The sequence below is a fragment of the Streptomyces albofaciens JCM 4342 genome, from assembly GCF_008634025.1.
GTDB classification, from domain to species: domain Bacteria; phylum Actinomycetota; class Actinomycetes; order Streptomycetales; family Streptomycetaceae; genus Streptomyces; species Streptomyces albofaciens.
Genome location: NZ_PDCM01000002.1, coordinates 210,709 through 236,208 on the forward strand (window position 1 = coordinate 210,709; position 25,500 = coordinate 236,208).

Sequence of the window (25,500 nt, forward strand, 5' to 3'; positions counted from 1 at the left end):
GAGCGGCCGGGCACGTCCGGGCCCCGCTCACGAGACGCATTCACCGCAGCGAGGAATCGACACGATCATGAGCTCTTCCGAGCACGTCGGAGCCCCGTCCGGGGACGACGGGCCGCCGGCGTCCGAGGGCGGGCCGGGCCGGGAACCGTCCGTAGCGGGAGGCGGCCCGTCCGCACCGGCAGGCCCGGCGCGGGACCCCGGCCCCTCGGGCGACCGGCCGGACCGGGCGTCCGCCGTCGGCCGGCTCGCCGCCACGGTCGAGCGCCTGCGCAGCGAGGTCCAGGCAGCGCATGCGGCAGCCGACGGGCGGGCTCTGATCGAACTCGCCAAGGGCATCATGGTCGAACGCCTGCGGTGCGGACCGGCCCAGGCGACCCGGCAGCTGGCCGAACTCGCGGAAAAGGCCGCGGTCTCCCAGCTGGAACTGGCCGTGGACATCATCAACCAGGCGGCGCGCGACCGGGTGGCGGAGATCGCCGGTGACTTCCTGCGGCGCACCCGTACCGACCCTGCCGGGACGGACGCGGCCGCCACGACGGACGCGGCCGTCGGAGTGCGCCTGCGTACGGCCGAGAGCGCCGCCCTGGCCGCCGGTGACGCGCAGGCCGTGGCCGACTCGCTCCTGCAGCACGCGCTGGCGCCCCTGGGTGCCACGGCCGTCGCCATCTGGACCGCGGGATCGGACACGTCCCTCACCCTGGCCGGTCATGCGGGGTTCCCCGCCGAAGAGGCGGTGCGCTGGCGGTACGTGCCTCCCGGTGTGGTCACCGTCGCCCGCCAGGCGCTGGCCGAACGTGACACCGTACGGTTCGTCTCCCTGTCCGGGACGGGCATGCCCTCGATCGGCCGTACCCACCATCCGCACGGCGGCCGCGTGGCGCTCCCCGCCGGCACCGGCGGCCGTATCCACGGTGTGCTGGAGATCTGCTGGCAGCAGCCGCTCCCCCCGCAGCCACCCGTGATCATGCGCCAGATCGAGGCCCTGGCCGAACTGTGCGCCCACGCCCTCGAAGCCACCCCCACCTCGTACGGGCACGGCCCCGCGCCCGCCCAGGGCGTCCCCGCGGTGGCCGAACTGGTGGACCTGGCGGACGGCCTCTACGACCCCGCCCTCGTCCTCACCCCCCACCTCGGGCCCGACGGCGAGCTGACCGACTTCCGCATCCACCACGCCAACGGCCGCTTCATGGACCCGGCGGGCCGCCCCCGCAGCTCCGTCAACGGTGCCCTGCTCCTGGAGGCCTACCCGATGGCCGCCGACGAGAGCGAGCTCTTCGACAAGGTCCTGCGCGTCTACGCCACCGGAGAGCCCTTCCGCGCCCAGCGGATGACCCTGACCGCCCTGGTGGACCAGGTGCCGCTCGCCGCCGTCGCCGACATCAGCGTCAGCCGCCACGGGGACAGTGTGCTGCTCATCTGGCGCATCGAGGACGAGACCGCCCGCCTCGCCAGTCTGCTCCAGCACGCCCAGCGCCTCGGCCGCATCGGCGGCTTCGAGGAGAACCTGCTGACGGACGAGATCACCTGGAACGGGCAGCTCTTCGCCCTGTACGGACGGCCGCCCAACGGCACCCCCGTTCCACTGCGCGACCTGGCCGCCCACGCGCACCCGGACGACGGCATAGCCATCGGCCGCTTCCTGCGCGCCGTGCTGCACCACCAGCGCTCCGCCTCGGCCGCCTTCCGGCTCCGGCGCCCCGACGGCGTCACCCGGCACATCCGGGTGATCGCGGAGCCGGTGCACGACGCCGAAGGCAGCCTGCTCGCGGTACGGGGTGCCTACCAGGACATCTCCGCCCAGCACTGGACCGAGGTGGCGCTCGCCGCCACCCGCGACCGGCTCGCCCACACCGAGCAGGAGTCGGCCGAGCGCAACCGTCTCGCGCTGCAGCTCCAGCAGGCCATCATGCCGCCGACCCGGGGCCCGATCGCCGCGCCCGGCCTGCAGATCGCCGTACGCTACCGGCCCGCGGAGACCGAGTCCCTGGTGGGCGGCGACTGGTACGACGCGGTGGTCCTGCCGTCCGGACGCGTCCTGCTCTGCGTGGGCGACATCGCGGGCCACGGCATCGAGGCGGCCACCGGCATGGTGGTCCTGCGCAACGCGCTGCGCGGCCTCGCCATCACCGGAGCCGGCCCGGCCCAGCTGCTGTCCTGGCTGAACATCGTGGCGCACCACCTGACCGAGCAGGTCACCGCCACGGCCGTCTGCGGCCTGTACGACCCCGGCACCCGCACCCTGCGCTGGGCCAGGGCCGGCCATCTGCCACCGGTCCTGGTGCGCGGCCGTGAAGCGGCCAGGCTGCCCCTGGTGGGCGGCCTGCTGCTGGGAGCCGTCGCGCAGGCGGCCTACGAGGAGGCCGAACTGCAACTGGAGGCGGACGACACCCTCCTGATGTACACGGACGGCCTGGTCGAGCGCCGCGACACCGCCATCCACGACTCCCTGACCCAGTTGCTCGCCACCGCGCAGTCCCCCGCGTCCACGCTGGAACACCGGCTCGATCAACTGCTGACGCACAGCAAGTCGGACACGGACGACGACACGTGCCTGGTGGGCATTCAGGTCGTGTGACGAGCCGATTCGCCAGCGAGGTCAGGCTAACCTAACCATCCAGGGCCGACGGTCGGCAGGCTGACCACACGACGGGGAGACGGACAGCACATGACCGCAACCACAGACGCCGTGACACACATTCAGGGACGTACGGAGTGGGTCCCCACCCGCGACGGGCGCAAGCTGCACGCCATGGTCCTGCCGGGTCCGCGCGGCGGAACGCACACCGGAGCCGATGCCCACACGGAGACCGGACCCGCCATCCCGACCGTCGTGTTCGAGGCGGGCGCCGCCGCCACCCGTTCATCCTGGGCCCTGGTACAGCCCACGGTGGGCACCTGGACACGCGCCATCGTCTACGACCGCGCCGGACTCGGCCGGAGCCCCGCCGATCCCGCCTCCCGCACGATGCGCCGCATGGCGGACGACCTCCAGGACCTGCTCGACCACTTCGGCCCCGGCCCGTACGTCCTCGTCGGGCACAGCGCGGGCGGCCCGCTGGTACGCCTCGCCGCGGCCGGCCGCCCGGACCGGATCCGCGGCCTGGTACTGGTCGACCCGACCGACGAGAGCGCGGACCTGCTGTTCAGCCCCCTGTTCCGGCGGGCCGAGCGGACGTCCATCGCGGTCAAACTCCTGCTGGCCCGCCTACGGCTGCTCGGCCTCGCCTACCGCTGGACGGCCGCACCGCTGCCCGAGGACGCGCGCCGCGACATGAAGCACGACGGATTCACCACCGGCCTGATCAAAACCCAGCGCGCCCAGGCCCGCACCTTCCTCGACGAACTCTCCGCGTTCCGCGGCGCCCCGCCCGAACTGGGCGACATCCCCGTCACCCTCATCTCCGGCGCCCTCCCCGGCAACGGCATGAACAAGGCCACCCGCCGCGCCGCCAACAACTCCCATGCCCATCGCGCGGCCAGAACCACACACGGCAAACACGTCATCGCTCCCCGGTCCGGGCATTACGTACCGCTCACCGACCCGGACCTGATAGCCGAGGAAATCCGGCTGATAGCGACCAGCAAGCGTTCGGTGACGTGATACACCGACTGTTACGCGGCAGGGCCGGGGGCCTTCGTGTCTGGATCTGGAATACCTCATTCGCCATCTCGGCGGCCGACTTCAGCAGGCAGTACGCGGTACACCCATTCCGGGGCAATGGCCGGCGCCCGGCTGCCGGTACGCTACGTCAATGCCTTACGGGATCACCTTCTTCCGCCGGCTCCCGGGCCGTACCCTCTCGGAAACGCTCGATCACCGGGCCGCGGCCTGGGAGGGCTGGGACGGTGATGCGGAGGCCGAGCGGGAACCCATGAACCTCACGCCGGGCCGACGCGCCGATTGGGAGGAGATCGTGCGCCGGGTGGGCACAGAGATCGGTCCCGTATCCGTCGAGGAGTACCCGCACAACCTGACCCTGGAACGCAACGGGCCCTTCGGCCGCATTCAGCTCGACTACGACGGCGAGTCGGCCGACATCGAATTCGCTCACCACCATGTCGGCGAGGCGGCGCGGCAGATCGTCGCGGAGGCGTATCGCCTCGCGGCCATGGTGGAGGACATCACCGGGCTCGAAGGCTTCGACTGCGAGACGGAACTGCCCACGGCCGAGGGCCACGTCGAAGCGGCCGTCGCCAGGCTCGGCACCGTCTCGCACTGGGCCCGGACCGAGATTCCCCGCATGTTGGCGAAAGACCGGCCGAGTACCGCCCCGTAGTCGTGAGGCGCCGGATATTCACGTGCTCCCTACAGGCCGAGGTCCAGCGCCAGGCAGGAGAAGTGGTTCCACGCCCCCTCGGGGTTGTACGTGTTCTGTGCGCGGTTTTCCGTTGCGGCCTTCTCCGTGACCATGTCCTCGTACGGGATGCGCTCGGGCAGCTTGCCGAACTTCGCTTGCCGGGCCGCCGCCGCGCCGTCCGGCGTGTTGTCGATGTGCTGCACTGTCGGCCTCCGGGATTTCAGTCAGGGGCAGTTAGGGGCAATCACGGGTGATTACGGGAAATCAAAGGAAGTGAGGAGTGATCGGCGACGGCCAGGGGTGGCCACGGGCCGGGATCGATCAGAAGTGATCCACGTCCACCACCGCCTGGGCGAAGGCGGTGGGGGCTTCCTGCGGCAGGTTGTGGCCGATGCCGAGCAGGGTGCGGTGTTCGTACGCGCCGGTGAAGCGGTCGCGGTACGAGGAGCCGTTGCCGGGCGCGGTGAACGGGTCGCGTTCGGGGTCCAGGGTGATGGTCGGCACGGTGATCACCGGCCGGTGGGCCAGCCGCTTCTCGTAGCGGTCGTAACGGCGTTCGCCCCCGGCCAGGCCCAGCCGCCAGCGGTAGTTGTGAATCACGATGTCGGCGTAGTCGGGGTTCTCGAAGGCTTTGGCGGTGCGCGCGAAGGTGGCGTCGTCGAAGTCCCACGTCGGCGAGACGGTTTCCCAGACCAGGCGGCACAGTTCACGGCGCTTGTCCTCGTTCTCCATGGCGCGCCGACCGCGCTCGGTGGCGAAGTAGTACTGGTACCACCAGGTGTGTTCGGCCTGCGCGGGCAGCGGTTCCCGCTGTGCCGCGACGTCGGTGATCAGGTATCCGCTCACCGACACCAGCGCCTTGACGCGCTCGGGCCACAGGGCGGCGACGACATCGGCCGTCCGGGTACCCCAGTCGAAGCCGGCCAGTACGGCCCGGTGGATTCCCAGGGCGTCCATCAGGGCGACGAGGTCCAGGGCGACCGCGGACTGCTGGGCGTTGCGGAACGTGGCGGCGGAGCGGAAGCGGGTCGTGCCGTGACCGCGCAGGTACGGCACGATCACCCGGTAGCCATGTGACGCCAGCAAGGGGGCGACGTCGACGAAGCTGTGGATGTCGTAGGGCCAGCCGTGCAGACAGATGACCACCGGGCCGTCCGCGGGGCCCGCCTCCGCGTAACCGACGTTGAGCAGGCCCGCGGTGACGTGCCGCATCCGGTCGAAGGACGCGTGCGTACCGGGGGCGATGTCGGGGAGGGCGGAAGCGCTCGTACGGCGTGCAGCGCTCGGGCCCGGCCGAGGAGCGGCGGCCGCGGGTGCCGCCTGCGGGCCGGTCAGCGACACGGCGGCCGCGCCGGCGCCCAGCGCAATGGCCTTGCCGAAGGTGCGCCTGTTGATCATCGGGGCCTCCGTGTGCTGTCCGTCCGCGTCCGTGGTCCGCAGGCGAGTCGGAAGTGGAGTGGTGCCGGGGGTACGGATGGCGGGCTCGCCCAAGTCATCGCGTGCCGGGTACGCCATGACTTTTGCAGGCTTTGCGTCACCGGTCAAGGCGGTGACGCACACGATCGCCCGCCAACTTCTCCCCCGCACGGGCGCGTTCGGTTCGGAGGTCGAATCCAGCCACCCACGCACACCCGACCCGGACGCCAGGAGCATCACCCGCGCCACCTCCCGAGGATCGACGCCGCACACCCCGTCTGACGTGCACTCACACACCCACCGACGCCCCGGCCCCCGAACCCGCGCACCGCGGCGCAAGCCGGCCACACACCAACCCGCTGAGCCATGAACGCCAGGTCACGGCGTTCCCTCAGCTGACCGAAGTCCCACCTGTACGGGACGGTCGCGGGCTGCGTACCGTAGCGACCAGGCAGAACGAACGTTCTTTCTGCCGGAAAGGCGACCCCATGCTCGACCACCGCTCCCCGCTGCACTCCGACAGCACCACGGCGACCACCCCCGATCCCCCACCGGCCACCGCCACATCCCCCGGCGATCCGACAAGCGGAGTCACCCGGACCGAACTCCAGCGGCACCCGTCGCCGGCCAAGGGCTGGCTGACCGTGCAGACCGTCGTGGAGATCCCCCGGCACAAGGAGTCCGGGCGCCACAGTCACCCGGGCGTCGAAGTCGGGTACATCGTGCGCGGCGACGTGCTGATGGAGTTCGACGACGGCCCCGCCCAGCGGCTGCGCACGGGCGACCCGTTCTTCATCCCGTCGGGCGCGATCCACAACGCCCGCAACGTCGGCACCGTGACGACGATGATGCTCTCCACCTATGTCATCGACGAGACGAAGCCGCTGGTGACGACGTACTGAGGCCGTATCGACGGTGCGTGGCATGCGTGTGGACAGCGCGATGACGGCATTCCGACGATGCGCTGACGACGTACCGGCGTCCTACTGAGGTGACGGGCCGACCCGCGCCGGTGGGCCGTCCGTACGCTGGTGGTCATGACTTCGAGCGCCAGTGGGACGATCCATCCGCGTGAGCGGCTGCTGAACATCGCGGGAAAGCTGTTCTACGCGAACGGAATCCACACCGTGGGAGTCGAACAACTCGTACGGGAGGCAGGTGTCACCCGGGCCACCTTCTACCGTCATTTCGGCGGCAAGGAGGGTCTGGTGATCGCCTATCTGCAGGAGCGGGACGCCCGGGTGAAGCGGGCGGTGGAGGCCATCCTCCGTGCGCACCGGGGGCGCGACGCCCTGCTGGAGATCGTCGCCATGATCGCCGACAGCATTCTGCGGCCGGAGTTCCGCGGCTGCGGATTCCTCAACGCCGCCGCCGAGTACCCCGATCCACGGCATCACGTACGCCGCTGCGTGGCCGAGCACCGCGACTGGTTCCGCGGCGTCCTGCGCGATGTCGCACGCGACGCCGGTCACCCCGACCCGGACCGGGCGGCGCGGGCGCTCATGGTGCTGCGCGACGGAGCGATGGCGGCCGGATACCTCGACGACCAGCACGAGGTCGCCCGCACACTGCGCGAGGCCGCCGAAAGCATCCTGGACGCCTGACCGGGCCGGCTCTTCGCACGGACCAGCTCCGGACCAGCTCTTCGCCCGGATCAGCTCCGGACCAGCTCCTGGCTCCGGCCCGGTCCCGACCCCGCGCCCCCATCCCCCGACCCACATCCCTCATTCCTCGTTCCTCATCCCCAAGGCGGAGACATGACCACAAAGCTCACCAGATACGCGGCCGTCGCCGGCGGAGTCCTCGCGAGCGGGCTGCTGATGCTCGGCGCCGCCGGCTCGCCCGCCGGCGCGGCCGGACTTCCCGGAGTCACCTTCTACACCGGCGCCAACGCCACCGGCAGCGCCATCAAGGCCGACCTCGACAAGGTCGGCGTCTGCCAGGAACTGACCACCCCTGTCCGTTCCTTCCGCGCCATCGCCGACCGGAGTGTGGAGGTCTACTTCAACGCCGGCTGCCGCCCGGGCGCCCCCGGTACGAACGGCGACCTGGTCTTCGTGGTGGGCTCGCTGAACTCCGGCGATCTCCCCTACCCCGGAGTGAGTTACCGGGTGCGCGGGACCGCGAGCTAGCCGGCGGCAGGCCGAGGCCCGGACCGACGCCGACGGCCGTCAGCTGTCGGCCGTCGCGGGCGCGCTCTTCTTCCGCGCCCGGTACGCAGCGGCCTTGATCTTGTTGCCGCACGACTCCATGCCGCACCAGTGCCGCCGCATGCCCCGCGAGCGGTCGATGTAGACGCGGGTGCACTCGGGGTTGCCGCACTCCTTGAGCAGCGGCACGTCCGGGCCGCTCAGCAGCTCCACCGCCTGCCGGGCCACGGCGGACAGCGCCTCCTGCGAGGTGGCGTCGGTCCGGCGCCCGGCCCTGGTGAGCTGCGGGGCCGCGGCGGGTTTGCGGGCGGCCCCGTTGAGCACCTCCAGGGCGGGGTCGCCGAAGGCCTCGCCGAGGCGGCGTGCGGTGATCAGCTCGTAGACCGCTTCCCGTACGGCCTTCGCACGCTCGACGTCGGACGGCCGGCTGGGCGCGACAAAGTCCACGATCCCGGACTCCACGTACCACGCGTCCAGCCGGTCCGGCGTCGCGAACATCTCGAAGCGCAGGGAGCGCCGGGCCCGGAGCGTCGCGGCGAAGTCGAGGGCCGGATGTCCGCAGACGAAGACGTGATCGAGATTCACGGTCACCATTCTGACGGGTGACCGAGGGCGCGGCAAAGCCCGTCAGAGATGCGGTGGGCGCCTCCTCGGTGGCGCTTCGCCGATCTCGTCCGAGTGCGCCCGGCCGGAGCGCAGGTGCAGCCGTCGGCCGTTCCAGCGTCCGCGCAGCCACCGGTCGTGGCTGGCCACGACGATCGTCCCCGGTCCGGCGCCGAGGGCGTCCTCCAGCTCGTCGCACAAGCGCGGGGACAGGTGGTTCGTCGGCTCGTCGAGCAGCAGGAGGTGCGGCGGGCGGGCCACCAGGAGGGCCAGCGCGAGCCTGCGGCGCTGACCCACCGACAGCTGCCCCACCGGTTTGCCGAGATCCGCGGCGTGCAGCAGCCCCAGTGAGGCGAGCGGCACCGCTTCCGCCCGCTCGGCGCCCAGTGCGTACGTGTAGGTGTCACGCACCGTACGGTCCGGGCGTTCGAACGTGGTGTCCTGCGCCAGCAGCCCTACGGAAAGGCCCGGCCGCCTGCGTACCCCGCCCTCGGCGCGGAGCCGCCCGGCCAGCAGCGACAGCAGCGTCGATTTTCCGGCGCCGTTGTCGCCCGTGACCAGGAGCCGGTCTCCGGACGAGATGTCCAGATGGGCGAGCTGCAACCGGTCGGGTACGCATACGTCCCGCAGCGCCACGAGAGCGTCCCTCGGCTCCACCGTCTCCACCGGTCCCGCCGGCTCCCCCGCCTTCGCCGTCCCGTCCGACTCCAGTGCCAACGCCGTCCCGTTCGCCTCAGCCGTCCCGTCCGCCTCCAGCGTCTCCGCCTTCGCCTGCTCGACGGCGACCGCCGCAACTCGCAGCCGCAACGGTCGCGGCGGCTCGCCCACCCGCGTCCGCTCCAGTTCTTCGAGCCGGCGGGTGGCGTTGCGCACCCGCCGGGAGATCTGCTGCTGGACCCGGCCCGCCCGGTGGCCGTAGCCCATTTTCTCGTTGTCCCGCCGCCCGCGGTCCGGGGCGACGCGGTGCGCGGTCACCCCCGCCGAACGGCGCAGGGCCTCCAGCTCCTCCTGCTCCTCGGCGTATCTGCGCTCCCAGCGCTCGCGTTCATCGCGCTTCTCCGCCTGGTAGGCGCTGTAGTTGCCGCCGAAGCGCACGGGACCGTCCATGGCCGGATCGAGATCGATCAGTTCCGTACAGACGGCGTCGAGGAACGCCCGGTCGTGGCTCGCCGCCACGACGACCCCGGGCAGTTCCCGGAGCCGGCTTTCCACGAAGACGGCCGCTTCGTCGTCGAGGTGGTTGGTCGGCTCGTCCAGGAGGAGGGCCGCCGGGCGGCGTACGAGGAGCGCGGCCAGGGCGAGGCGGCCGCGCTGCCCGCCGGACAGGGAGCCGAGCGTCCGGTCGTGCGCGATGCCGCCGAGCCCGAGCCCGTCGAGGACGACCGCGGCCCGGCGGTCGGCGTCCCAGGCCCCGCGTTTCTGGGCCTGTTCGAGCCGCTGCCCGTACGCCGCCAGCAGCTCGGCGTAGGCGGGGCGGTCCTCGGGGGTGTCGGCGAGCAGCCGGCTGAGCCGGTCGAGTTCGGCCAGGTCGGCGCGGGCTTCCCGGAGGGCGTCGTCCAGCACCCGGGCGATCGTCGCGTCACCGGCGAACGGCATCTCCTGGTGCAGGAAGCCCAGGTCGTGCGGGCGGGTGACGTAACCGGCGTCGGGTGTGTCGACGCCCGCGAGCAGGCGCAGCAGTGTCGACTTGCCGACACCGTTCTCGCCGATCAGCCCGACGCGGTGGCCGGGTGCGGCGGTGAGGGAGACGCCGTCCAGGACCCGTCGGGTCCCCAGCGTGCGGACGAGGTCGTGGGCGAGCAGAGCTGGTCGGGGCATGGTGGTCCACCTGGTGTGTGAGGAGGTACGCGGCCCGCCGGGTGAGACACCTCGGACGCGGGCCAGGGCGTATCCGGTCCTCACACCTCGGGGGCCGCCGTCTCCCGCAGCTCGCCGTCGGCCAGCCGCAGCCATCGGTCGATGCCGATCCGGCCGAGGAAACGCTCGTCGTGGCTGACGACGACGAACGCTCCTCGGTAGGAGGCCAGCGCGCTTTCCAGCTGCCCGGCGCTGACCAGGTCGAGGTTGTTCGTCGGCTCGTCCAGCAGCAGCAGTTGCGGGGCCGGTTCGGCGCACAGCACACACGCCAGGGTGGCGCGCAGCCGCTCGCCGCCGGACAGTACGCGCACCGGCAGGTGGGCCCGGGGTCCCCGGAAGAGGAAGCGGGCGAGCAGGTTCATCCGCTCCGCCTCCGTACGGTGCGGGGCGAACGCGGTGAAGTTCTCGGCCACCGTCCGCGACAGGTCGAGCAGGTCGAGGCGTTGCGAGAGGTAGGCGATCCGGCTGTCGGCCCGCTTGATCCGGCCCGCGTCGGGTTCCAGGTCGCCGTTGAGCAGGCGCAGCAGCGTGGTCTTGCCGGCGCCGTTGGGGCCGGTCAGCGCGATGCGTTCGGGGCCCCGGACCGTCAGGTCGACGCCGTTGCCCGCGAACAGGGGCCGTTCGCCGTGGCTGACGAGCAGGCCCTCGCCGAGGAACAGGTTGCGTCCCGCGGGCACCTGGGTGGCGGGCAGGTCCAGCGTGATGCGCTGCTCGTCGCGTACGGCGCGCCCCGCCTCGTCCAGGCGGGCCTTGGCCTCGGTGACCCGCGAGGCGTGCATCTGTCCGGCCCGGCCGGCCGATTCCTGGGCGCCGCGCTTCATGTTCCCGGCGAAGATACGGGGCAGGCCCGCGTTCTTGAGGTTGCGGGAGGCGTTGCTCGCACGGCGTTCAGCACGCTCGCGGGCCTGCTGCAACTCCCGCTTCTCGCGCTTGAGTTCCTGCTCGGCGTTGCGGACGTTCTTCTCGGCCACCTCCTGCTCGGCCTGTACGGCTTCCTCGTACGCGGTGAAGTTGCCGCCGTACACGCGCAGCGCGCCGCGGTCGAGTTCGGCGATGCGGTCCATGCGGTCCAGGAGCGCGCGGTCGTGGCTGACCAGGAGCAGGCAGCCGTTCCAGTCCCCGAGCACGTCGTAGAGCTTGTGCCGCGCGTCCAGGTCGAGGTTGTTGGTCGGCTCGTCGAGCAGCAGCACGTCGGGACGCTTGAGGAGCTGCGCCGCCAGGCCGAGCGAGACGATCTGACCGCCGCTGAGCGTGCTCAGGCCGCGGTCGAGGGCCAGCCCCGCCAGGCCGAGCCGGTCGAGCTGGGCACGGGTGCGCTCCTCGATGTCCCAGTCGTCGCCGATGGTCGCGAAGTGCTCCTCGCTCACGTCGCCGGACTCCACGGCGTCCAGGGCGCGGATCACCTCGGCGACGCCCAGCACCTCGGCCACGGTGAGCCCCGCGGCGAGCGGAAGGCTCTGCGGGAGGTAGCCGAGGACGCCGGAGACGGACACGGAGCCCGCGGTGGGGCGCAGTTCACCGGCGATCAGCTTGAGCAGCGTGCTCTTGCCGGACCCGTTGGGCGCCACCAGGCCCGTGCGGCCGGTGCCCACGGTGAAGGAGAGGTCCTGGAAGACGGGGGTGTCATCGGGCCAGGAGAAGGACAGGTTCGAGCAGACGACGGAAGCGTCGGACATGGGAAGACCTCGGAAAAGCACAACGGGCGGCCCGGCGGACACCGGTGCCCGGGAACGGGTGGAGGGCATGACGAGGCGGCCACCACGGCGGTGCTCCTGTGCACCGGCCGGCGGCCGTCAGGTCCGGGTATCACCCGGAGATGTCGTCGTCACCCACCACGGCTGCGTCTCCTCGATCCGAGATCACGTTCGTCCGCCAGGGTAACACCACGGGTCGGGTCCTCTGCGGCATTCGGCCCTCTGCGGCTCGTACGGGCCGTGACGGGGCCGCTCGTACCGGCCACGACGTGTGCCCGTGGAGGCCGGGCTCGCGCCCCAAAAAAACTGGACTTGCGGGTCCATTTTTGCCTCCATACGCTGCCCGCAGCCGAGGCTCAGGACCCGGTAATCCTTTGGGAAAGGAGCGCTTGATGCGCGCGATATCCATCGACCGGCACGGTGGTCCCGAGGTCATGCAGTGGACCGAATTACCCGACCCGGCACCCGGAAAGGGCGAAGTGCTGGTGCGGCTCGCCGTCGCCGGCGTGAACTTCATGGACGTAGGGGCCCGGACGTCCGGTGGCCCCGGTTGGGCCGCTCCCACGATTCTCGGGGTCGAGGGCATGGGATATGTGACCGCTCTCGGCGAGGGCGTCCAGGATTTCGCCGTGGGCGACCGCGTGGCCTGGTTCTACCACGTCGGCAGTTATGCCGAGTTGCTCGCCATTCCCGCGGCCTCGCTGGTCGAGGTTCCACGCGAGGTGTCCGACGAGACCGCGGCCGCGGTGATGATGCAAGGCCTGACGGCCCATCACTTCATTACCGAGACGTATGCCGTCAGGCCGGGTGACACCGCCGTCGTGCATGCCGCGGCCGGCGGCGTCGGTCTGCTGCTCACGCAGATGATCAAAGCCCGTGGCGGACGGGTGATCGGGCTCGTGTCGCGGGAGGAGAAATCCGCCTTGGCCCGGGAGGCCGGAGCGGATCACGTTCTCGTCTCCAGCGGGGGCGGTTTCGAGGAGAAGGTCAGGGAATTGACGAGCGGTGAGGGCGCCCACGTGGTGTACGACGGTGGCGGCGCCGCGACCTTCCGGTCCTCGCAACTGGCCCTGCGCCCGCACGGCGTGCACGCCTATTACGGGCCGTTCATGGGCGTCCCGTCCCTCACCCCGACCGACCTGCCCCAGAGCACCTTTCTGACGTACCCCGTGGTCCACCACCACCTGCCCACGCGCGAGGCCCTGGTCGAACGCAGCGGAGAGGTCTTCGACATGGTCCGCGAAGGTCGGGTGATCCCGCGTATCGGAGGGCGCTACGCCCTGTCGGACGCCGCGCGCGCCCACGCCGATCTCGAATCCCGCAGGACCACGGGCAAACTCCTGCTCGTGCCCTGACCGGGCCGCCGATCGAGGAATGGGTGAGCAGCACATGCCGTTGACACGTAAGGGAACTGCCACCAGGCAGCGGATCATCGAGGGCGCGGCAGCCGAGATTCGCCGGGAGGGCGTTTTCGCCGTCACGCTCGACGCGGTCATGCGGCGTACCGCGACGAGCAAGAGCCAGCTCTTCCACTATTTCCCCGAGGGAAAGGACGAGCTGCTGCTGGCCGTGGCGCGGCATGAGGCCGACGGTGTGATCAGCGATCAGCAGCCGGAACTGGGCGCGCTGAATTCCTGGCCCGCGTGGCGGAGCTGGCGTGACAAAGTGGTCGACCGGTACCGGAAGCAGGGCCCCAACTGCCCGCTCAACGCGGTGATGGGACAACTCCGACCGTCGACGGAAGGCGCCCGGGCCGTGACGGCGGAACTGCTCGCCCAGTGGCAGGGGGAACTGGCCGCAGGCATCCGCAGTATGCAGGGCCAGGGTGAGATCGATACGGGCCTGGACGCCGACCGCAGCGCTCAAGCCCTCTTGGCCGGTATTCAGGGCGGCGTGCTGATCCACATCACGACCGGCAGCCTTGCGCACCTGGAGGCCGCGTTGGACCAGGGGATCGAGTTCCTTCGGGGTTCGGTCGCGCCTCCGAAAGCCGCGCGCCAATCACGAGATGCCGCGAACCAGTCCGGACGGTCTGCCGAGGGTGCCACGGCATGAACGCCGCACGCGGGGCACGTCCGACGGACAGGTGAGGCGTTCCTGCCCGGCCGGACCGGCGCGAGCGGCCTGGGCCGGCCGCTCGCCCGGACCGAGGACCTCGGCGTCCTGGCCACCGCCCGGGCGGCGGTTCGTCCGTCGTGCCGGGCCGTCGCGTCACCCTCCGCGGAATTCGGCCATCCGCTCCGCCATTCCGGGCCAGTCTGGCCGAATATGCCCGCGTTTTCCGGACAGTTGGGCCCAGTGGGGGTTGTGAGGCGCACGCGGTCCATGGCACTGATGGTTCTGAGAGCGCTCTCAGAACCGTCGTACCTCAAGTCCGCGCCCGGCGTGCCGGGCGCGCGCCGACACCGGCACCACCCCGGATGCACTCGGACGAGGAGAACCCATGCGCACTTCCCGACGCTGGAGAACGCTGGTCTGCGGCGTGATCGCCGCCACCGGCGTCGCCCTCGGCACGGGTACGGCCCAGGCCGTACCCATCGGCCAGACCATGAACGGCAAGATGACCTACTACAACGACCGGGGCTACGGCGCCTGCGGCACGCCCATCGACGCCACCTCGCAGGACCTGGTCGCCGTCTCCGCCGCCTGGTGGACCTCGCCCAACCCCAACAACGACCCGCTCTGCGCGGGCGTGAAGGTGCAGGTCACGTACAACGGCAGGACCATCACCGTGCCGGTCAGGGACAAGTGTCCCTCCTGTGCCTCGACCCACATAGACCTCAGCCAGGCGGCCTTCCGCAAGCTGGTGCCGGCGGGCACCGACATGGTCCCGCAGGTCAGCTGGAAGTTCGTCCGCTGAACCTGCCTACGGGCCATCGGTTCCGCTGAGCGGGACGCTTCGGGCAGCCGTCGATGACGCGACGGCTGCTCGGGCGCCCGGCCCGGTCCGCCCGCCCAATCCCGTACGCAGACAACGCAAACGGCTTGCAGTGCTTGCGCTAGCCTTGCGCAGATGACGCGACGACTTGCGCAGGTGGCGAAGAAGGTGGGCGTCTCCGAGGCGACCGTCAGCCGGGTGCTGAACGGCAAGCCCGGAGTCTCGGAGGGCACCCGGCAGGCGGTCCTCACGGCCCTGGACGTGCTCGGGTACGAGCGGCCGACCCAACTGCGCGGGGAGCGCGGCAAGCTCATCGGCCTGGTGCTGCCCGAACTGTCGAACCCGATCTTCCCCGCCTTCGCCGAGGTCGTGGGCGGCGCCCTCGCCCAGCGCGGGCTGACGCCCGTGCTCTGCACCCAGACGCCGGGCGGCATCCAGGAGACGGACTACGTGGATCTCCTGCTCCAGCAGCAGGTCTCCGGTGTGGTGTTCGCGGGCGGGCTGTACGCCCAGGCGGACGCGCCGCACGACCACTACCGGCTGCTGCACGACCGCAACCTGCCGGTGGTACTGGTCAACGCGCCGATCCCGGGGCTCGACTTCCCCTGTGTCTCCACCGACGACGCGGTCGCGGTGGAACAGGCCTGGCGCCACCTCGCCTCGCTCGGACACGAGCGGATCGGTCTGGCGCTCGGCCCGTCCGACCATGTGCCCTCGCGGCGCAAGCTGGCCGCCGCGCAGGCCGTGGCGCGGGCCGCGGGCGCCGGGTTGCCGGAGGAGTGCGTGGTGCGCGGGATGTACTCGATGGAGGGCGGCCACGCGGCGGCCTCCCGGCTGCTGGACGCCGGGGTGACCGGCATCATCTGCGCCAGCGACATCATCGCCCTGGGCGCGGTGCGCGCCGCGCGCCGGCGCGGACTGCGGGTTCCGCTGGACGTGTCGGTGGTCGGGTACGACGACTCGCCGCTGATGACCGTCACGGAGCCGCCGCTGTCGACCGTACGGCAGCCGATCGACGCGCTGGGCCGCGCCGCCGTACAGCTGCTGACGGCGCAGATCGACGGCGGGGAAGTGGTCCGCGACGAGATTCTCTTCGAGCCGGAACTCGTCGTACGGGGGTCCACGGGGCCCGTTCGGGCGGGGTGAACCGACGCGTCGCCGAGGGTGCGGGAGTTCACACCCCCTACTGTCAATTTTTTTCAGATAACGCGCTGGATATTGCACTCGTTTGACCCCGGTGCTTGAGTGTGCGCCGTCACTCCGTACGCCTCGCTCACGCCCGGAGGGGTCCACCGATGTCATCCACGAGAAGCCGCCCCATCGCGCTCGCCTCCGCCGCCGTCGTGTCCCTGGCCGCGCTCACCGCCTGCGGCACCAGCAGCGACGGCACCGGGAGCGCGCCGGGCGGCAAGGTGACGCTCGCCGTCAACGGGCAGCCGCCCACCACGCAGGCGTTCGAGCGCAAGCTCTTCGACCGGCACGTGGCGCAGTTCGAGAAGACCCACCCGGACATCGACATCGTCCCGCACGAGGGCTTCATGGACCCGAAGACGTTCAACGCGAAGCTGGCCGGCGGCCAGTTGGAGGACGTCTTCTACGTCTATTTCACCGACACCCGCGGCCTGATCGAGAAGCACCAGGCGGCCGACCTCACCGGCCGCCTCAAGGGCATGCCGCACCGTGGCGATGTGCAGGACGCGTTGATGAAGGTGTTCCAGGACGCCGACGGCCGCCAGTACGGGCTGCCGACCGCCAACTACTCGATGGGCCTGCTCTATAACCGCACACTGTTCGCGAAGGCCGGACTCGACCCCGACAAGCCGCCGAGGACCTGGACGGAGGTCCGCGCCGCGGCCAAGAAGATCGCGGGGCTCGGTGACAACACCGTCGGCTACGCCGACTTCTCCAAGAACAACCAGGGCGGCTGGCACTTCACCGCCGGGCTGTACTCGCGCGGCGGCCGCATCGCCACCGAGCGGGACGGCAAGTGGAAAGCGGCGTTCAACTCGGCGGCGGGCAGGGCCACCCTCCGCGACCTGCACGCCATGCGCTGGCAGGACGGCTCGATGGGCAGCAGGCAACTGCTCCAGGCCGAGGACGCGCAGCGGATGATGGGCAGCGGCAAGCTCGGGATGTACCTCTCCGCCGCCGACAACATCACCGTCATCGCCAAGCAGTTCGGCGGCGCGTACCGGGACTACGGTCTCGCGCCCGTCCCCGACGCCAGGTCGACCCTGATCGGTGGCGAGGGCTACATGATCAACCCCAAGGCGTCGCCGGAGAAGATCGAGGCCGGCCTCAAGTGGCTCCAGTGGAAGTACCTCAACCCGGACCTCGTCGAGCAGAACGTCCGGGACAACGTCGCGTCCGGACTGCCCGTCGGGCTCCCCATGCCGCCCACCCCCGACATCTGGAAGGGCACCGTCCGCGAACGGGTGGAGCAGGCCAAGCGCAAGTACGCCAACGTCCCCGTCCGCAACTACCAGCCCTTCATGGACGCGGCGCCCCACGTTCCGGGCGTGGTCGAGCCACCGGAGGCCCAGCAGGTCTACGCGGTGCTCGACACCGTGATGCAGGCGGTGCTCACCAGAGAGGACGCCGATATCGACGCGCTTCTCGCCGCCGCCGAGAAGCGGGTCGACCAGATCTACAGCGCGCTGTGATGGCCACCGCGCCCTTGCTGGAGAAGCCGGCGCCCTCGCCGCCAACCCCTGCGGAGCGGCAGCGGCGCGCCGCCCGCCTCCGCCGCTCCGTCCACGAGCAGCTGACCGCGTACGGGTTCCTGTGCGCCGCAGTGGTCCTCTTCGCGCTGTTCTCGTGGTGGCCGATCATCCGCAATGTGCTGCTGAGCTTCCAGCACGTCAACTTCGCCACCGGCGGCACCTGGGCGGGCACCGCCAACTTCGAGAAGCTCCTCAGCGACCCGCTGCTGGCCACGGCCTGGCGCAACACCGCGCTGTTCACCGCGTACGCGCTGATTCTGGGTTTCTTCGTACCGTTCCTGACCGCGGTGCTGCTCAACGAGTTCCGGCACGCCCGCGCGTACTTCCGGATCCTGATCTATCTCCCGGTGATGCTGCCACCGGTGGTCGTGGCGCTGCTGTGGAAGTGGTTCTACGACCCGGGCCCCGGACTGTTCAACGAGGTCCTGCGCACCCTCCACCTGCCGGCCGCCGACTGGCTGGACTCCTCGTCGACCTCACTGATCTCCCTGGTGATCGTCTCCACCTGGGCCAACATGGGCACCGCCACCCTGATCTACCTGGCCGCGCTCCAGACCATTCCCGGCGAACTGTACGAGGCGGCGGAGCTGGACGGCGCGAACCTGTGGCAGCGGCTGCGCCACGTCACGATCCCGCAGACCCGGTTCGTGCTGCTGGTCCTCCTGCTCCTCCAGGTCGTCGCGACGATGCAGGTGTTCACCGAGCCGTATGTGATGACCGGCGGCGGGCCCGAGGACTCCACGGTCACGGTGATGTTCCTCATCTACCGCTACGCCTTCGTCTACAACGACTTCGGCACCGCGAGCGCGCTCAGCCTGCTGCTGCTCCTCGTCCTGGCCGCCTTCTCCGCCCTCTACCTGCGTGTCACACGCCACGCCAAGGAGGACTGATGGCCGCCTCGACCCGTACGCTGGTCCGCCCCGCCGTACTGCGCACCCGCAAGGGAAAGCTGGTCTACTGGTCGGTGCTGGCCGTGGCCCTGGCGCTGTTCACCGTCGCCTTCCTCGTACCGCTGTACTGGGCCGCGACAGGCGCGATGAAGTCCTCGGCCGAGCTGGCGCAGAGCCCGCCCACGTACGTCCCCGCGCACTGGCACCCGGAGAACTACGCCCGCGCCTGGCGCGAGATGGACCTGACCCGCTACTTCCTCAACACGGTGCTGCTGGCGGGCGGTGCCTGGCTGATCCAGCTCGCGGTGCAGGTACCGGCCGCGTACGCGCTGTCCAAGCTGCGGCCCCGGTTCGGGAACGTGGTGCTGGGGCTGATGCTGGTCACCCTGATGATGCCCGCCACCGCGCTGCTGGTGCCCGCCTACCTCACGGTCGTCGACGTCCCGCTCGTCAACCGCAACCTCGTCAACAGCCCGAGCGCGATCTGGCTGCCCGCCGCCGCCAACGCCTTCACCATCTACATCCTGAAGAACTTCTTCGACCGCGTCCCCGACGAGCTGCTGGACGCCGCGCGGATCGACGGCGCCGGCCCGCTCGGCACGATGTGGCGGATCGTGCTGCCGCTGTCCCGGCCGATCCTCGCCGTGGTGTCGATCCTGTCGGTCGTCGCCGCGTGGAAGGACTTCCTCTGGCCGCTGCTGGTGCTGCCGGACCCGGCGAAGCAGCCGCTGAGCGTCTTCCTCCAGCGCATCGCCCAGGACACCCCGCTCAACAGCCTGGTGGCGGGCCTGGTCATGGCCTCGCTGCCGCTGATCGCGCTGTTCCTGGTCTTCCAGCGGCAGATCGTCGCCGGGCTCGGCGCGGGCGGGCTCAAGGGCTGACGCCGCCGGTCCGGCCGCCTCGCCCACGCTCCGCCCGGCCGCTCCCCGTACCTTCCGCACGCCCCGTACGAAAGGACCTCTCCCTTGTCCCGCACGGACTGGTGGCGCACCGCGGCCATCTACCAGGTGTACGTTCGTTCCTTCGCCGACGCGAACGGTGACGGGACCGGTGATCTGGCCGGGGTCCGCGCCCGGCTGCCGTATCTGGCGGAGCTCGGCGTGGACGCCCTGTGGTTCACCCCATGGTACCTCTCGCCGCTCGCCGACGGGGGGTACGACGTCGCCGACTACCGCACCGTCGACCCGGCCTTCGGCACCCTCGCCGAGGCCGAGGCGCTGCTCGCCGAGGCGCGCGAGCTGGGCCTGCGCACCATCGTGGACATCGTGCCGAATCACGTCTCGGACCAGCACCCATGGTTCAAGGCGGCGCTCGCCGCCGGTCCCGGATCGCCGGAGCAGGAGCTGTTCCACTTCCGGCCGCCCTCCCCCGGGCCGCCGAACAACTGGGTGGGCGAGTTCGGCGGCGTGCCCTGGTCCCGCACCGGGAGCGGGCAGTGGTATTTGCACCTGTTCACTCCCGAGCAGCCGGACCTCAACTGGAACCACCCACAGGTGCGCCAGGAACACGAGGACGTGCTGCGCTTCTGGTTCGAGCGCGGCGCGGCGGGCGTGCGGATCGACTCCGCCGCGCTGCTCGCGAAGGCCGACGGACTGCCCGACATGCCCGGCGACGGCGGCCCGCATCCCTTCCACGACCGGCCGGAGCTGCACGGCATCTACCGCTCCTGGCGGCGCCTGGCCGAGGAGTACGGGGCCGTACTGATCGGTGAGATCTGGCTGCCGGACGCCGAGCGCTTCGCCCGCTATCTGCGCCCCGACGAGCTGCACACCGCCTTCAACTTCGACTTCCTGGCCCGCCCCTGGGAAGCGGCCGAGCTGCGCGCGTCCATCGATCTGACGCTGGCCGCGCACGCCCCCGTGGGCGCTCCCGCCACCTGGGTGCTGGCCAACCACGACGTGACCCGTACGGTCACCCGCTACGGCCGGGCCGAGGACACCGGATTCGCCTTCGAGCGCAAGCGCTTCGGCGTACCCACCGACCTCGCCCTGGGCACCCGCCGAGCGCGCGCCGCCGCGCTGCTCACGCTGGCCCTGCCCGGTTCCGTCTACCTGTACCAGGGCGAGGAGCTGGGCCTGCCGGAGGCGGAGATCCCGCGCGAGCTGATTCAGGACCCGATGCACGCCCGTTCCGGTGGGGTGGACCCGGGCCGGGACGGCTGCCGGGTTCCGCTGCCCTGGCGCGCCGAGGGCGAGAACGGCCCGAGCTGGCTGCCCCGCCCGGCGGACTGGAAGCGGTACGCGGCCGAACGGCAGGCCGCCGACCCGGATTCGATGCTCACGCTCTACCGGACCGCGCTGCGGCTGCGTCGTTCCTTCCGGGACGCGGGGCCGCTGCGCTGGCTGCGTACGGAGGAGCCGGAGGCACTGGCGTTCGCGCGGGCGATGCCGGACGGCGACCACGACGGTGGCACCTTCCTGTGTGTGGTCAACTTCGGGCCACAGGGCATGCCTCTTCCCGCCCACCGCGAACTTCTCCTCGTGAGCGGCCCCCTGACCCCTGAGGACGCGCTGCCGCAGGACACGGCGGTCTGGCTGCGGGCCTGAACCGGCACGGCAGCCGTCCTGTCCCCATCATCTCCCGCCTCCCTCCATCTCCCCATCCCCTCATCTCCCCACAGAAGGGAACATCATGAGCACAAGCGACCGCATCTTACGGCGCACCACATCACACAGGAGAGCCTGGCGGCCCGTACTGGCAGCCGTGCTCGGCACCGGACTGTTGCTGAGCGGCTGGCAGACCGCTTCCGCCGGAACCCCGGCGGGCGGCGGAAGCGCAGGCCCCCTCCCGGCCACCTTCAGCGGCGACGGGGCCGCCCGCGCGCACGACGGCGACCCCGGTACGTATGCGAAGGGCAGCGCCTCCCGCTGGATACGGGCCGACCTCGGCGCGACCCGCCGCCTGGACCGGGTCGAGCTCACCTTGCCCGGCGCCGCCCAGCGGGTCCAGCTTCAGGGATCCACCAACGGCCGTGACTTCGTGGATCTGTCCGACGCGCAGGTCCGCAAGGGCAAGGTCGCACTGCGCCTGGATGGCGCCCCCGTACGCTATGTACAGGTCGTCGGCGCACAGCGGGTCGGCGAACTCGCGCTGTACGGGGCGGCGTCGGGCGACACCACACCTCCTCCGGCACCAGGCGGCGTACGTCTGACCGGCGCGACGCTCGGCTGGGAGCGCACGGCCGGGGCCGTCGGCTACGACGTCTACGCCGACGGCCGGCTGCGCGCCGGACTGCCCGCGACGGCGACGCGTTGGCAGGACACCACGGCACCCGGCGGCACCGCGCGGAAGACCGTCTACACCGTGCGGGCCCGGGACGCGGCGGGCAACCAGTCGCCGGACAGCCGCACGGTCACCCGTACCGTCGCCGCGGGCAAGGGCTCCTCGCGCGCCGCCTTCGCTCCACCGGCGGCGAAGCCCCGGCCCACACCCCAGCGCGCCACGGCCGCCCCCGGCGCCACCATGCCGTACACCACCGTCGAGGCCGAGTCCGGCGCCGTCGGCGGGGGCGCTCAGGTGGTCGGCCCCAACCGCAAGATCGGCGACGTGGCGGGCGAGGCGTCGGGCCGTAAGGCCGTGACGCTGAAGCAGACCGGCCAGTACGTGGAAGTCACCACCCCGGTGGCGACCAACACCCTGGTCACCCGCTTCTCCATCCCGGACGCCCCGGGCGGCGGCGGCACGAACGCGACCCTGAACGTGTACGTGGACGGCGCGAAGGCGAAACCGCTGAACCTGACCTCCAAGTACGCCTGGCTGTACGGCCCCGAAGCGTCCCCGGTGAACGATCCGGGGGCGGGCCCGGCCCGGCACATCTACGACGAGGCGCACCTCGACCTCGGCCGCACCGTACCGGCGGGCAGCAGGATCCGGCTCCAGAAGGACGCCGACAACGCCTCTTCCTACGCCATCGACTTCGTCGACTTCGAGAAGGTCTCCGCAGCGCCGAACCCGGACCCGCAAGCATTCGTGCAGCCGACCGGCTTCGGTCACCAGGACGTACAGAACGCCCTGGACAGGGCCCGCATGGACACCACCGGCAAAATCCGGGGCGTCTATCTGCCGCCGGGCGACTACGAGACCTCCGGCAAATTCCAGGTGTACCTCAAGCCGGTGAAGGTGATCGGCGCCGGGCCGTGGTTCACCCGCTTCCACGCCCCCGCCGGCCAGCAGAACACCGATGTCGGCTTCCGCGCGGACAACGGCGCCAACGGCTCGACGTTCTCCGGTTTCGCGTACTTCGGCAATTACACCTCGCGCATCGACGGCCCCGGCAAGGTCTTCGATTTCCAGAACGTCTCCGGCATCACCATCGACAACATCTGGGCCGAGCACATGGTCTGCCTGTACTGGGGCGCCAACACCGACCGGATGACGATCAGGAACAACCGTATCCGCGACACCTTCGCCGACGGCCTGAACATGACCAACGGCTCCACCGACAACCTGGTGACCAACAACGAGGCCCGGTCCACCGGCGACGACTCCTTCGCCCTGTTCTCCGCGCTCGACGCGGGCGGCGGCGACCAGCGGAACAACGTCTACGAGAACCTCACCTCCAAGCTCACCTGGCGGGCCGCGGGCCTGGCCGTCTACGGCGGCCAGCTCAACACCTTCCGGAACATCCGCATCGCGGACACCCTGGTCTACTCCGGAGTGACCATCTCCTCCCTGGACTTCGGTTTCCCGATGAACGGCTTCGGCCCCGGCCTGACAACGTTCGACAACCTCCGCGTCGAGCGGGCCGGCGGCCATTTCTGGAACGGCCAGACCTTCCCGGGAATCTGGCTCTACTCCGCCTCCAAGCCCTTCCGGGCGATCCGGGTGAACGGCGCGCAGATCACCGACCCGACGTACCACGGCATCATGTTCCAGACGAACTACGCGGGCCAGCAGCCGCAGAACCGGATCGAGGACACGGAATTCACGGACGTGACCGTCACCGGTGCCAAGAAGAGCGGCGACGAGTACAACGCCAGGTCCGGCTTCGGCATCTGGGCCAACGACATGCCGGAACCGGGCCAGGGACCGGCCGCGGGCAAGGCAACCTTCCGCAGACTGACCCTGCGCGACAACGCGGAGAACATCCGCAACACGACGTCCACGTTCCAGATCAGCGTGGAGTGAGACAGCGGTGAGTTCAGGGCCGGGCCGCTGCCGGGGCGGCGGCCCGGCCGCATTATGCGTGACCGGCAGCTCACCCTCGTCTCCATCGCGACCGCTGCCGCCTACACCGTCTCCTCGTAGACCCTCACTTCCACCGGCTTGAACGCACTGATCGTTGCCCAAGCAGCTCGGCTGGTCACTTCCTCGGCCCAGTGGTCGAGATTCGTTCCCGAGTCATGAAAGAACCACGACGTGCGACTGCCCAGGGCGTGTAGAGCGGAAGGAAGTCCATAGTCGAGCTCGCAGTGAATCTGTATGTAGTGATCGTGATCGCCTTCGCGGTCGACGACCTCGAACTGCCGGGTCAGGTCCACCGTGAAAGCCGCCGGGCCGTCGAAGGAATACGTGCCGTGCTGGAACAGCAGGCCGTCGGCGTCGGGGGTGCTCGGCGTGTCAAAGCGGCGTCGGCCGAAGCGAATGTATGCGCGCCAGGCTTGTTCTGTGTCCAGGTCGACGAGCGCCTGCCGCTCTGCCCGCAATTCGGCGTTGAGCAGGCGCAGGGCCTCGTCCGGCAACGACCTTTTCGACATGCGGGGGCTTCCTTGTTTCTCCGAGCGGAGGTCAGAGTAGCGTCAGAAGCGGATCATCCCGTACGGCGCCGTCGGGCAGGCCTCCTGTCGGTCAGCCGCCGCTCCCCTCCAACCCGCCGCAGCAGCCGTCACACCTCCCAGGGACGAGACCGGTGCCCCGAACGTCACCCGGCGCAAGCCGACCGGCGTGTCCGAATGTGACAGTCAATCGTCATTGCGGCCACCGGTGGCGGCGGTGAGGATCAGTGCATGTCCGCTTCACATCGTGTCGTCATCGCCGTCTTCCCCGATGTCGACCTCCTCGATGTCACCGGCCCGGCCGAGGTCTTCGCGCTGGCCAACCGGGAGACCGGAGGCCGGGCCGGCTATGAGGTGCGCCTCGCCGGGCCGGTCGCCGGTGCGGTGCGTACGTCGGCGGGGGTGCAGCTGGTCGCCGACGTGGGCTTCGAGGACGTGCGCGGGCGGGTGGACACCCTGGTGGTTCCGGGCGCGGTCGACATGACCGAGGACGGGCCCGTCGCCCGTATCGATTCCGATGTCGTGGCGTGGGTGCAGCAGACGGCCCCGCACGCACGGCGGATCGCGTCGGTGTGTGTCGGCGCGCATGTGCTGGCCGCGGCCGGACTGCTGGACGGGAAGACGGCGACCACCCACTGGTCGACCGCCGCCCAGCTCGCCGCCGACCACCCGGACGTCGTGGTCGACGCGGACCCGATCTTCGTCCGTTCCGGCTGCGGACGGCTGTGGACCGGGGCCGGGATCAGCGCCTGCCTGGACCTCGCGCTGGCTCTGGTGGCCGAGGACCTGGGCGAGCAGACGGCCCTGGCGGTGGCCCGGCAGCTGGTGATGTACCTCAAGCGGCAGGGCGGCCAGAGCCAGTTCTCCGTACCGCTCAGCCGCCCGGCCGCCGAGCGCCGCGACATCGACGAGCTGCGTCTGTGGATCGCCGACCACCTCGACGAGGACCTGTCCGCGCCGGCACTGGCGGCCCGTATGTGCCTCAGCGAACGGCACTTCGCCCGCGTCTTCAAACAGGAGACCGGCAGCAGTCCCGGCGCCTACGTCGAAGCGGCCCGGGTCGAGATGGCCCGTCGTCTGCTGGAGACCACCGACTGCCCGCTCGACCAGGTCGCGGCCACGGCCGGACTCGGCTCGGCGGAAACCTTGCACCGGGCCTTCAGGCGCCAGCTCGCCACCACCCCGGCGGCCTACCGCCGCCGTTTCCGGGCTCACCCGGCCTGAAGTGCCGTTCCTGAATCGGCCTACTTCCTGGTGCCTGCCTACTTCCCGGCACC

The 25,500-nt window shown here is 70.8% G+C and carries 21 protein-coding genes and 2 pseudogenes; 17 read left to right on the forward strand and 6 right to left on the reverse strand.

The genetic code is table 11. From position 1 onward, the window contains the following. Positions 1-67 precede the first annotated feature (67 nt). The 3 genes from CP973_RS21905 to CP973_RS21915 all read left to right on the forward strand — a co-directional run bounded on the left by CP973_RS21905 (position 68) and on the right by CP973_RS21915 (position 4,277). The gene (locus tag CP973_RS21905; protein WP_150244122.1) at positions 68-2,575 is read left to right on the forward strand and encodes a SpoIIE family protein phosphatase; all 2,508 of its coding nucleotides are present in this window, start codon (positions 68-70) and stop codon (positions 2,573-2,575) included. Positions 2,576-2,665: 90 nt separating this feature from the next. Beyond that, positions 2,666-3,601, forward strand: coding sequence for an alpha/beta fold hydrolase (locus tag CP973_RS21910; protein WP_150244124.1), 936 nt, complete (start codon positions 2,666-2,668; stop codon positions 3,599-3,601). Positions 3,602-3,752: 151 nt separating this feature from the next. Next, positions 3,753-4,277: a hypothetical protein gene (locus tag CP973_RS21915; protein ID WP_150244126.1), complete on the forward strand. Its 525-nt coding sequence runs from the start codon at positions 3,753-3,755 to the stop codon at positions 4,275-4,277. 29 nt (positions 4,278-4,306) lie between these two features. Here the strand turns inward: CP973_RS21915 and CP973_RS21920 are convergent, their stop codons facing one another. Beyond that, the gene (locus CP973_RS21920) at positions 4,307-4,501 is read right to left on the reverse strand and encodes a hypothetical protein (protein ID WP_150244128.1); all 195 of its coding nucleotides are present in this window, start codon (positions 4,499-4,501) and stop codon (positions 4,307-4,309) included. Positions 4,502-4,619: 118 nt separating this feature from the next. Next, entirely contained in the window at positions 4,620-5,696 is a 1,077-nt protein-coding gene (locus tag CP973_RS21925; protein ID WP_150244130.1) for an alpha/beta fold hydrolase, read from the reverse strand. 506 nt (positions 5,697-6,202) lie between these two features. On the opposite strand from CP973_RS21925, the gene CP973_RS21930 reads away from it, so the two are divergent. The 3 genes from CP973_RS21930 to CP973_RS21940 all read left to right on the forward strand — a co-directional run bounded on the left by CP973_RS21930 (position 6,203) and on the right by CP973_RS21940 (position 7,846). After that, positions 6,203-6,616: a cupin domain-containing protein gene (locus tag CP973_RS21930; protein WP_150244132.1), complete on the forward strand. Its 414-nt coding sequence runs from the start codon at positions 6,203-6,205 to the stop codon at positions 6,614-6,616. Between the two features lie 135 nt (positions 6,617-6,751). Then, positions 6,752-7,318, forward strand: coding sequence for a TetR/AcrR family transcriptional regulator (locus tag CP973_RS21935; protein WP_150244134.1), 567 nt, complete (start codon positions 6,752-6,754; stop codon positions 7,316-7,318). A gap of 153 nt (positions 7,319-7,471) precedes the next feature. Continuing rightward, the gene (locus CP973_RS21940) at positions 7,472-7,846 is read left to right on the forward strand and encodes a hypothetical protein (protein WP_150244136.1); all 375 of its coding nucleotides are present in this window, start codon (positions 7,472-7,474) and stop codon (positions 7,844-7,846) included. 39 nt (positions 7,847-7,885) lie between these two features. Here CP973_RS21940 and CP973_RS21945 read toward each other — a convergent pair whose 3' ends face one another. The 3 genes from CP973_RS21945 to abc-f all read right to left on the reverse strand — a co-directional run bounded on the left by CP973_RS21945 (position 7,886) and on the right by abc-f (position 12,000). Then, positions 7,886-8,449 (reverse strand): CGNR zinc finger domain-containing protein, encoded by a 564-nt coding sequence (locus CP973_RS21945; protein ID WP_150244137.1) that lies wholly within the window; start codon positions 8,447-8,449, stop codon positions 7,886-7,888. 42 nt (positions 8,450-8,491) lie between these two features. After that, entirely contained in the window at positions 8,492-10,285 is a 1,794-nt protein-coding gene (locus CP973_RS21950; RefSeq protein ID WP_150244139.1) for an ABC-F family ATP-binding cassette domain-containing protein, read from the reverse strand. Positions 10,286-10,365: 80 nt separating this feature from the next. Next, positions 10,366-12,000: a ribosomal protection-like ABC-F family protein gene (abc-f, locus tag CP973_RS21955; RefSeq protein WP_150244141.1), complete on the reverse strand. Its 1,635-nt coding sequence runs from the start codon at positions 11,998-12,000 to the stop codon at positions 10,366-10,368. A gap of 410 nt (positions 12,001-12,410) precedes the next feature. Here abc-f and CP973_RS21965 point away from each other — a divergent pair, with 410 nt between their 5' ends. From CP973_RS21965 to CP973_RS22005, 10 genes and pseudogenes are all read left to right on the forward strand, one after another. After that, positions 12,411-13,373 (forward strand): quinone oxidoreductase family protein, encoded by a 963-nt coding sequence (locus CP973_RS21965; RefSeq protein ID WP_150244145.1) that lies wholly within the window; start codon positions 12,411-12,413, stop codon positions 13,371-13,373. Positions 13,374-13,407: 34 nt separating this feature from the next. Then, positions 13,408-14,073, forward strand: coding sequence for a TetR/AcrR family transcriptional regulator (locus CP973_RS21970; RefSeq protein ID WP_150250036.1), 666 nt, complete (start codon positions 13,408-13,410; stop codon positions 14,071-14,073). Between the two features lie 388 nt (positions 14,074-14,461). Continuing rightward, entirely contained in the window at positions 14,462-14,878 is a 417-nt protein-coding gene (locus CP973_RS21975) for a cysteine/serine endopeptidase inhibitor (RefSeq protein ID WP_150244147.1), read from the forward strand. A 153-nt stretch (positions 14,879-15,031) separates the two neighbouring features. Beyond that, positions 15,032-16,042, forward strand: coding sequence for a LacI family DNA-binding transcriptional regulator (locus tag CP973_RS21980; protein ID WP_150244149.1), 1,011 nt, complete (start codon positions 15,032-15,034; stop codon positions 16,040-16,042). Positions 16,043-16,191: 149 nt separating this feature from the next. Beyond that, entirely contained in the window at positions 16,192-17,559 is a 1,368-nt protein-coding gene (locus tag CP973_RS21985) for an ABC transporter substrate-binding protein (protein WP_150244150.1), read from the forward strand. Beyond that, positions 17,559-18,509: a carbohydrate ABC transporter permease gene (locus CP973_RS21990; RefSeq protein WP_150244152.1), complete on the forward strand. Its 951-nt coding sequence runs from the start codon at positions 17,559-17,561 to the stop codon at positions 18,507-18,509. The genes CP973_RS21985 and CP973_RS21990 overlap by 1 nt, the downstream gene beginning before the upstream one ends. Beyond that, positions 18,509-19,390, forward strand: coding sequence for a carbohydrate ABC transporter permease (locus CP973_RS21995; RefSeq protein WP_150244154.1), 882 nt, complete (start codon positions 18,509-18,511; stop codon positions 19,388-19,390). Before CP973_RS21990 ends, CP973_RS21995 begins: the two co-directional genes overlap by 1 nt. Positions 19,391-19,474: 84 nt before the next feature. Then, the gene (locus tag CP973_RS22000; RefSeq protein WP_150244156.1) at positions 19,475-21,055 is read left to right on the forward strand and encodes a glycoside hydrolase family 13 protein; all 1,581 of its coding nucleotides are present in this window, start codon (positions 19,475-19,477) and stop codon (positions 21,053-21,055) included. Positions 21,056-21,140: 85 nt separating this feature from the next. Continuing rightward, positions 21,141-21,569: pseudogene (locus CP973_RS41835) on the forward strand (discoidin domain-containing protein); the annotation flags it as partial. A 393-nt stretch (positions 21,570-21,962) separates the two neighbouring features. Then, positions 21,963-23,636, forward strand: a pseudogene (locus CP973_RS22005) (glycosyl hydrolase); the annotation flags it as partial. A gap of 101 nt (positions 23,637-23,737) precedes the next feature. Here the strand turns inward: CP973_RS22005 and CP973_RS22010 are convergent. Continuing rightward, on the reverse strand, positions 23,738-24,205 hold the full coding sequence (locus CP973_RS22010; RefSeq protein ID WP_244409931.1) for a hypothetical protein: 468 nt from the start codon (positions 24,203-24,205) through the stop codon (positions 23,738-23,740). Between the two features lie 249 nt (positions 24,206-24,454). Between CP973_RS22010 and CP973_RS22015 the strand changes: the two genes are divergently transcribed. Next, complete coding sequence (locus tag CP973_RS22015; RefSeq protein ID WP_150244157.1) at positions 24,455-25,447, forward strand: GlxA family transcriptional regulator; 993 nt, start codon at positions 24,455-24,457, stop codon at positions 25,445-25,447. Positions 25,448-25,500: the final 53 nt, after the last annotated feature.

What these genes read in the sequence shown, in the direction of transcription:
- CP973_RS21905 (WP_150244122.1), top strand. Translation starts at nt 68, where the DNA reads ATGAGCTCTTCCGAGCACGTCGGAGCCCCGTCCGGGGACGACGGGCCG.
- CP973_RS21910 (WP_150244124.1), top strand. Translation starts at nt 2,666, where the DNA reads ATGACCGCAACCACAGACGCCGTGACACACATTCAGGGACGTACGGAG.
- CP973_RS21915 (WP_150244126.1), top strand. Translation starts at nt 3,753, where the DNA reads ATGCCTTACGGGATCACCTTCTTCCGCCGGCTCCCGGGCCGTACCCTC.
- CP973_RS21925 (WP_150244130.1), bottom strand. Translation starts at nt 5,696, where the DNA reads ATGATCAACAGGCGCACCTTCGGCAAGGCCATTGCGCTGGGCGCCGGC.
- CP973_RS21930 (WP_150244132.1), top strand. Translation starts at nt 6,203, where the DNA reads ATGCTCGACCACCGCTCCCCGCTGCACTCCGACAGCACCACGGCGACC.
- CP973_RS21935 (WP_150244134.1), top strand. Translation starts at nt 6,752, where the DNA reads ATGACTTCGAGCGCCAGTGGGACGATCCATCCGCGTGAGCGGCTGCTG.
- CP973_RS21940 (WP_150244136.1), top strand. Translation starts at nt 7,472, where the DNA reads ATGACCACAAAGCTCACCAGATACGCGGCCGTCGCCGGCGGAGTCCTC.
- CP973_RS21950 (WP_150244139.1), bottom strand. Translation starts at nt 10,285, where the DNA reads ATGCCCCGACCAGCTCTGCTCGCCCACGACCTCGTCCGCACGCTGGGG.
- abc-f (WP_150244141.1), bottom strand. Translation starts at nt 12,000, where the DNA reads ATGTCCGACGCTTCCGTCGTCTGCTCGAACCTGTCCTTCTCCTGGCCC.
- CP973_RS21965 (WP_150244145.1), top strand. Translation starts at nt 12,411, where the DNA reads ATGCGCGCGATATCCATCGACCGGCACGGTGGTCCCGAGGTCATGCAG.
- CP973_RS21970 (WP_150250036.1), top strand. Translation starts at nt 13,408, where the DNA reads ATGCCGTTGACACGTAAGGGAACTGCCACCAGGCAGCGGATCATCGAG.
- CP973_RS21975 (WP_150244147.1), top strand. Translation starts at nt 14,462, where the DNA reads ATGCGCACTTCCCGACGCTGGAGAACGCTGGTCTGCGGCGTGATCGCC.
- CP973_RS21980 (WP_150244149.1), top strand. Translation starts at nt 15,032, where the DNA reads ATGACGCGACGACTTGCGCAGGTGGCGAAGAAGGTGGGCGTCTCCGAG.
- CP973_RS21985 (WP_150244150.1), top strand. Translation starts at nt 16,192, where the DNA reads ATGTCATCCACGAGAAGCCGCCCCATCGCGCTCGCCTCCGCCGCCGTC.
- CP973_RS21990 (WP_150244152.1), top strand. Translation starts at nt 17,559, where the DNA reads ATGGCCACCGCGCCCTTGCTGGAGAAGCCGGCGCCCTCGCCGCCAACC.
- CP973_RS21995 (WP_150244154.1), top strand. Translation starts at nt 18,509, where the DNA reads ATGGCCGCCTCGACCCGTACGCTGGTCCGCCCCGCCGTACTGCGCACC.
- CP973_RS22010 (WP_244409931.1), bottom strand. Translation starts at nt 24,205, where the DNA reads ATGTCGAAAAGGTCGTTGCCGGACGAGGCCCTGCGCCTGCTCAACGCC.
- CP973_RS22015 (WP_150244157.1), top strand. Translation starts at nt 24,455, where the DNA reads ATGTCCGCTTCACATCGTGTCGTCATCGCCGTCTTCCCCGATGTCGAC.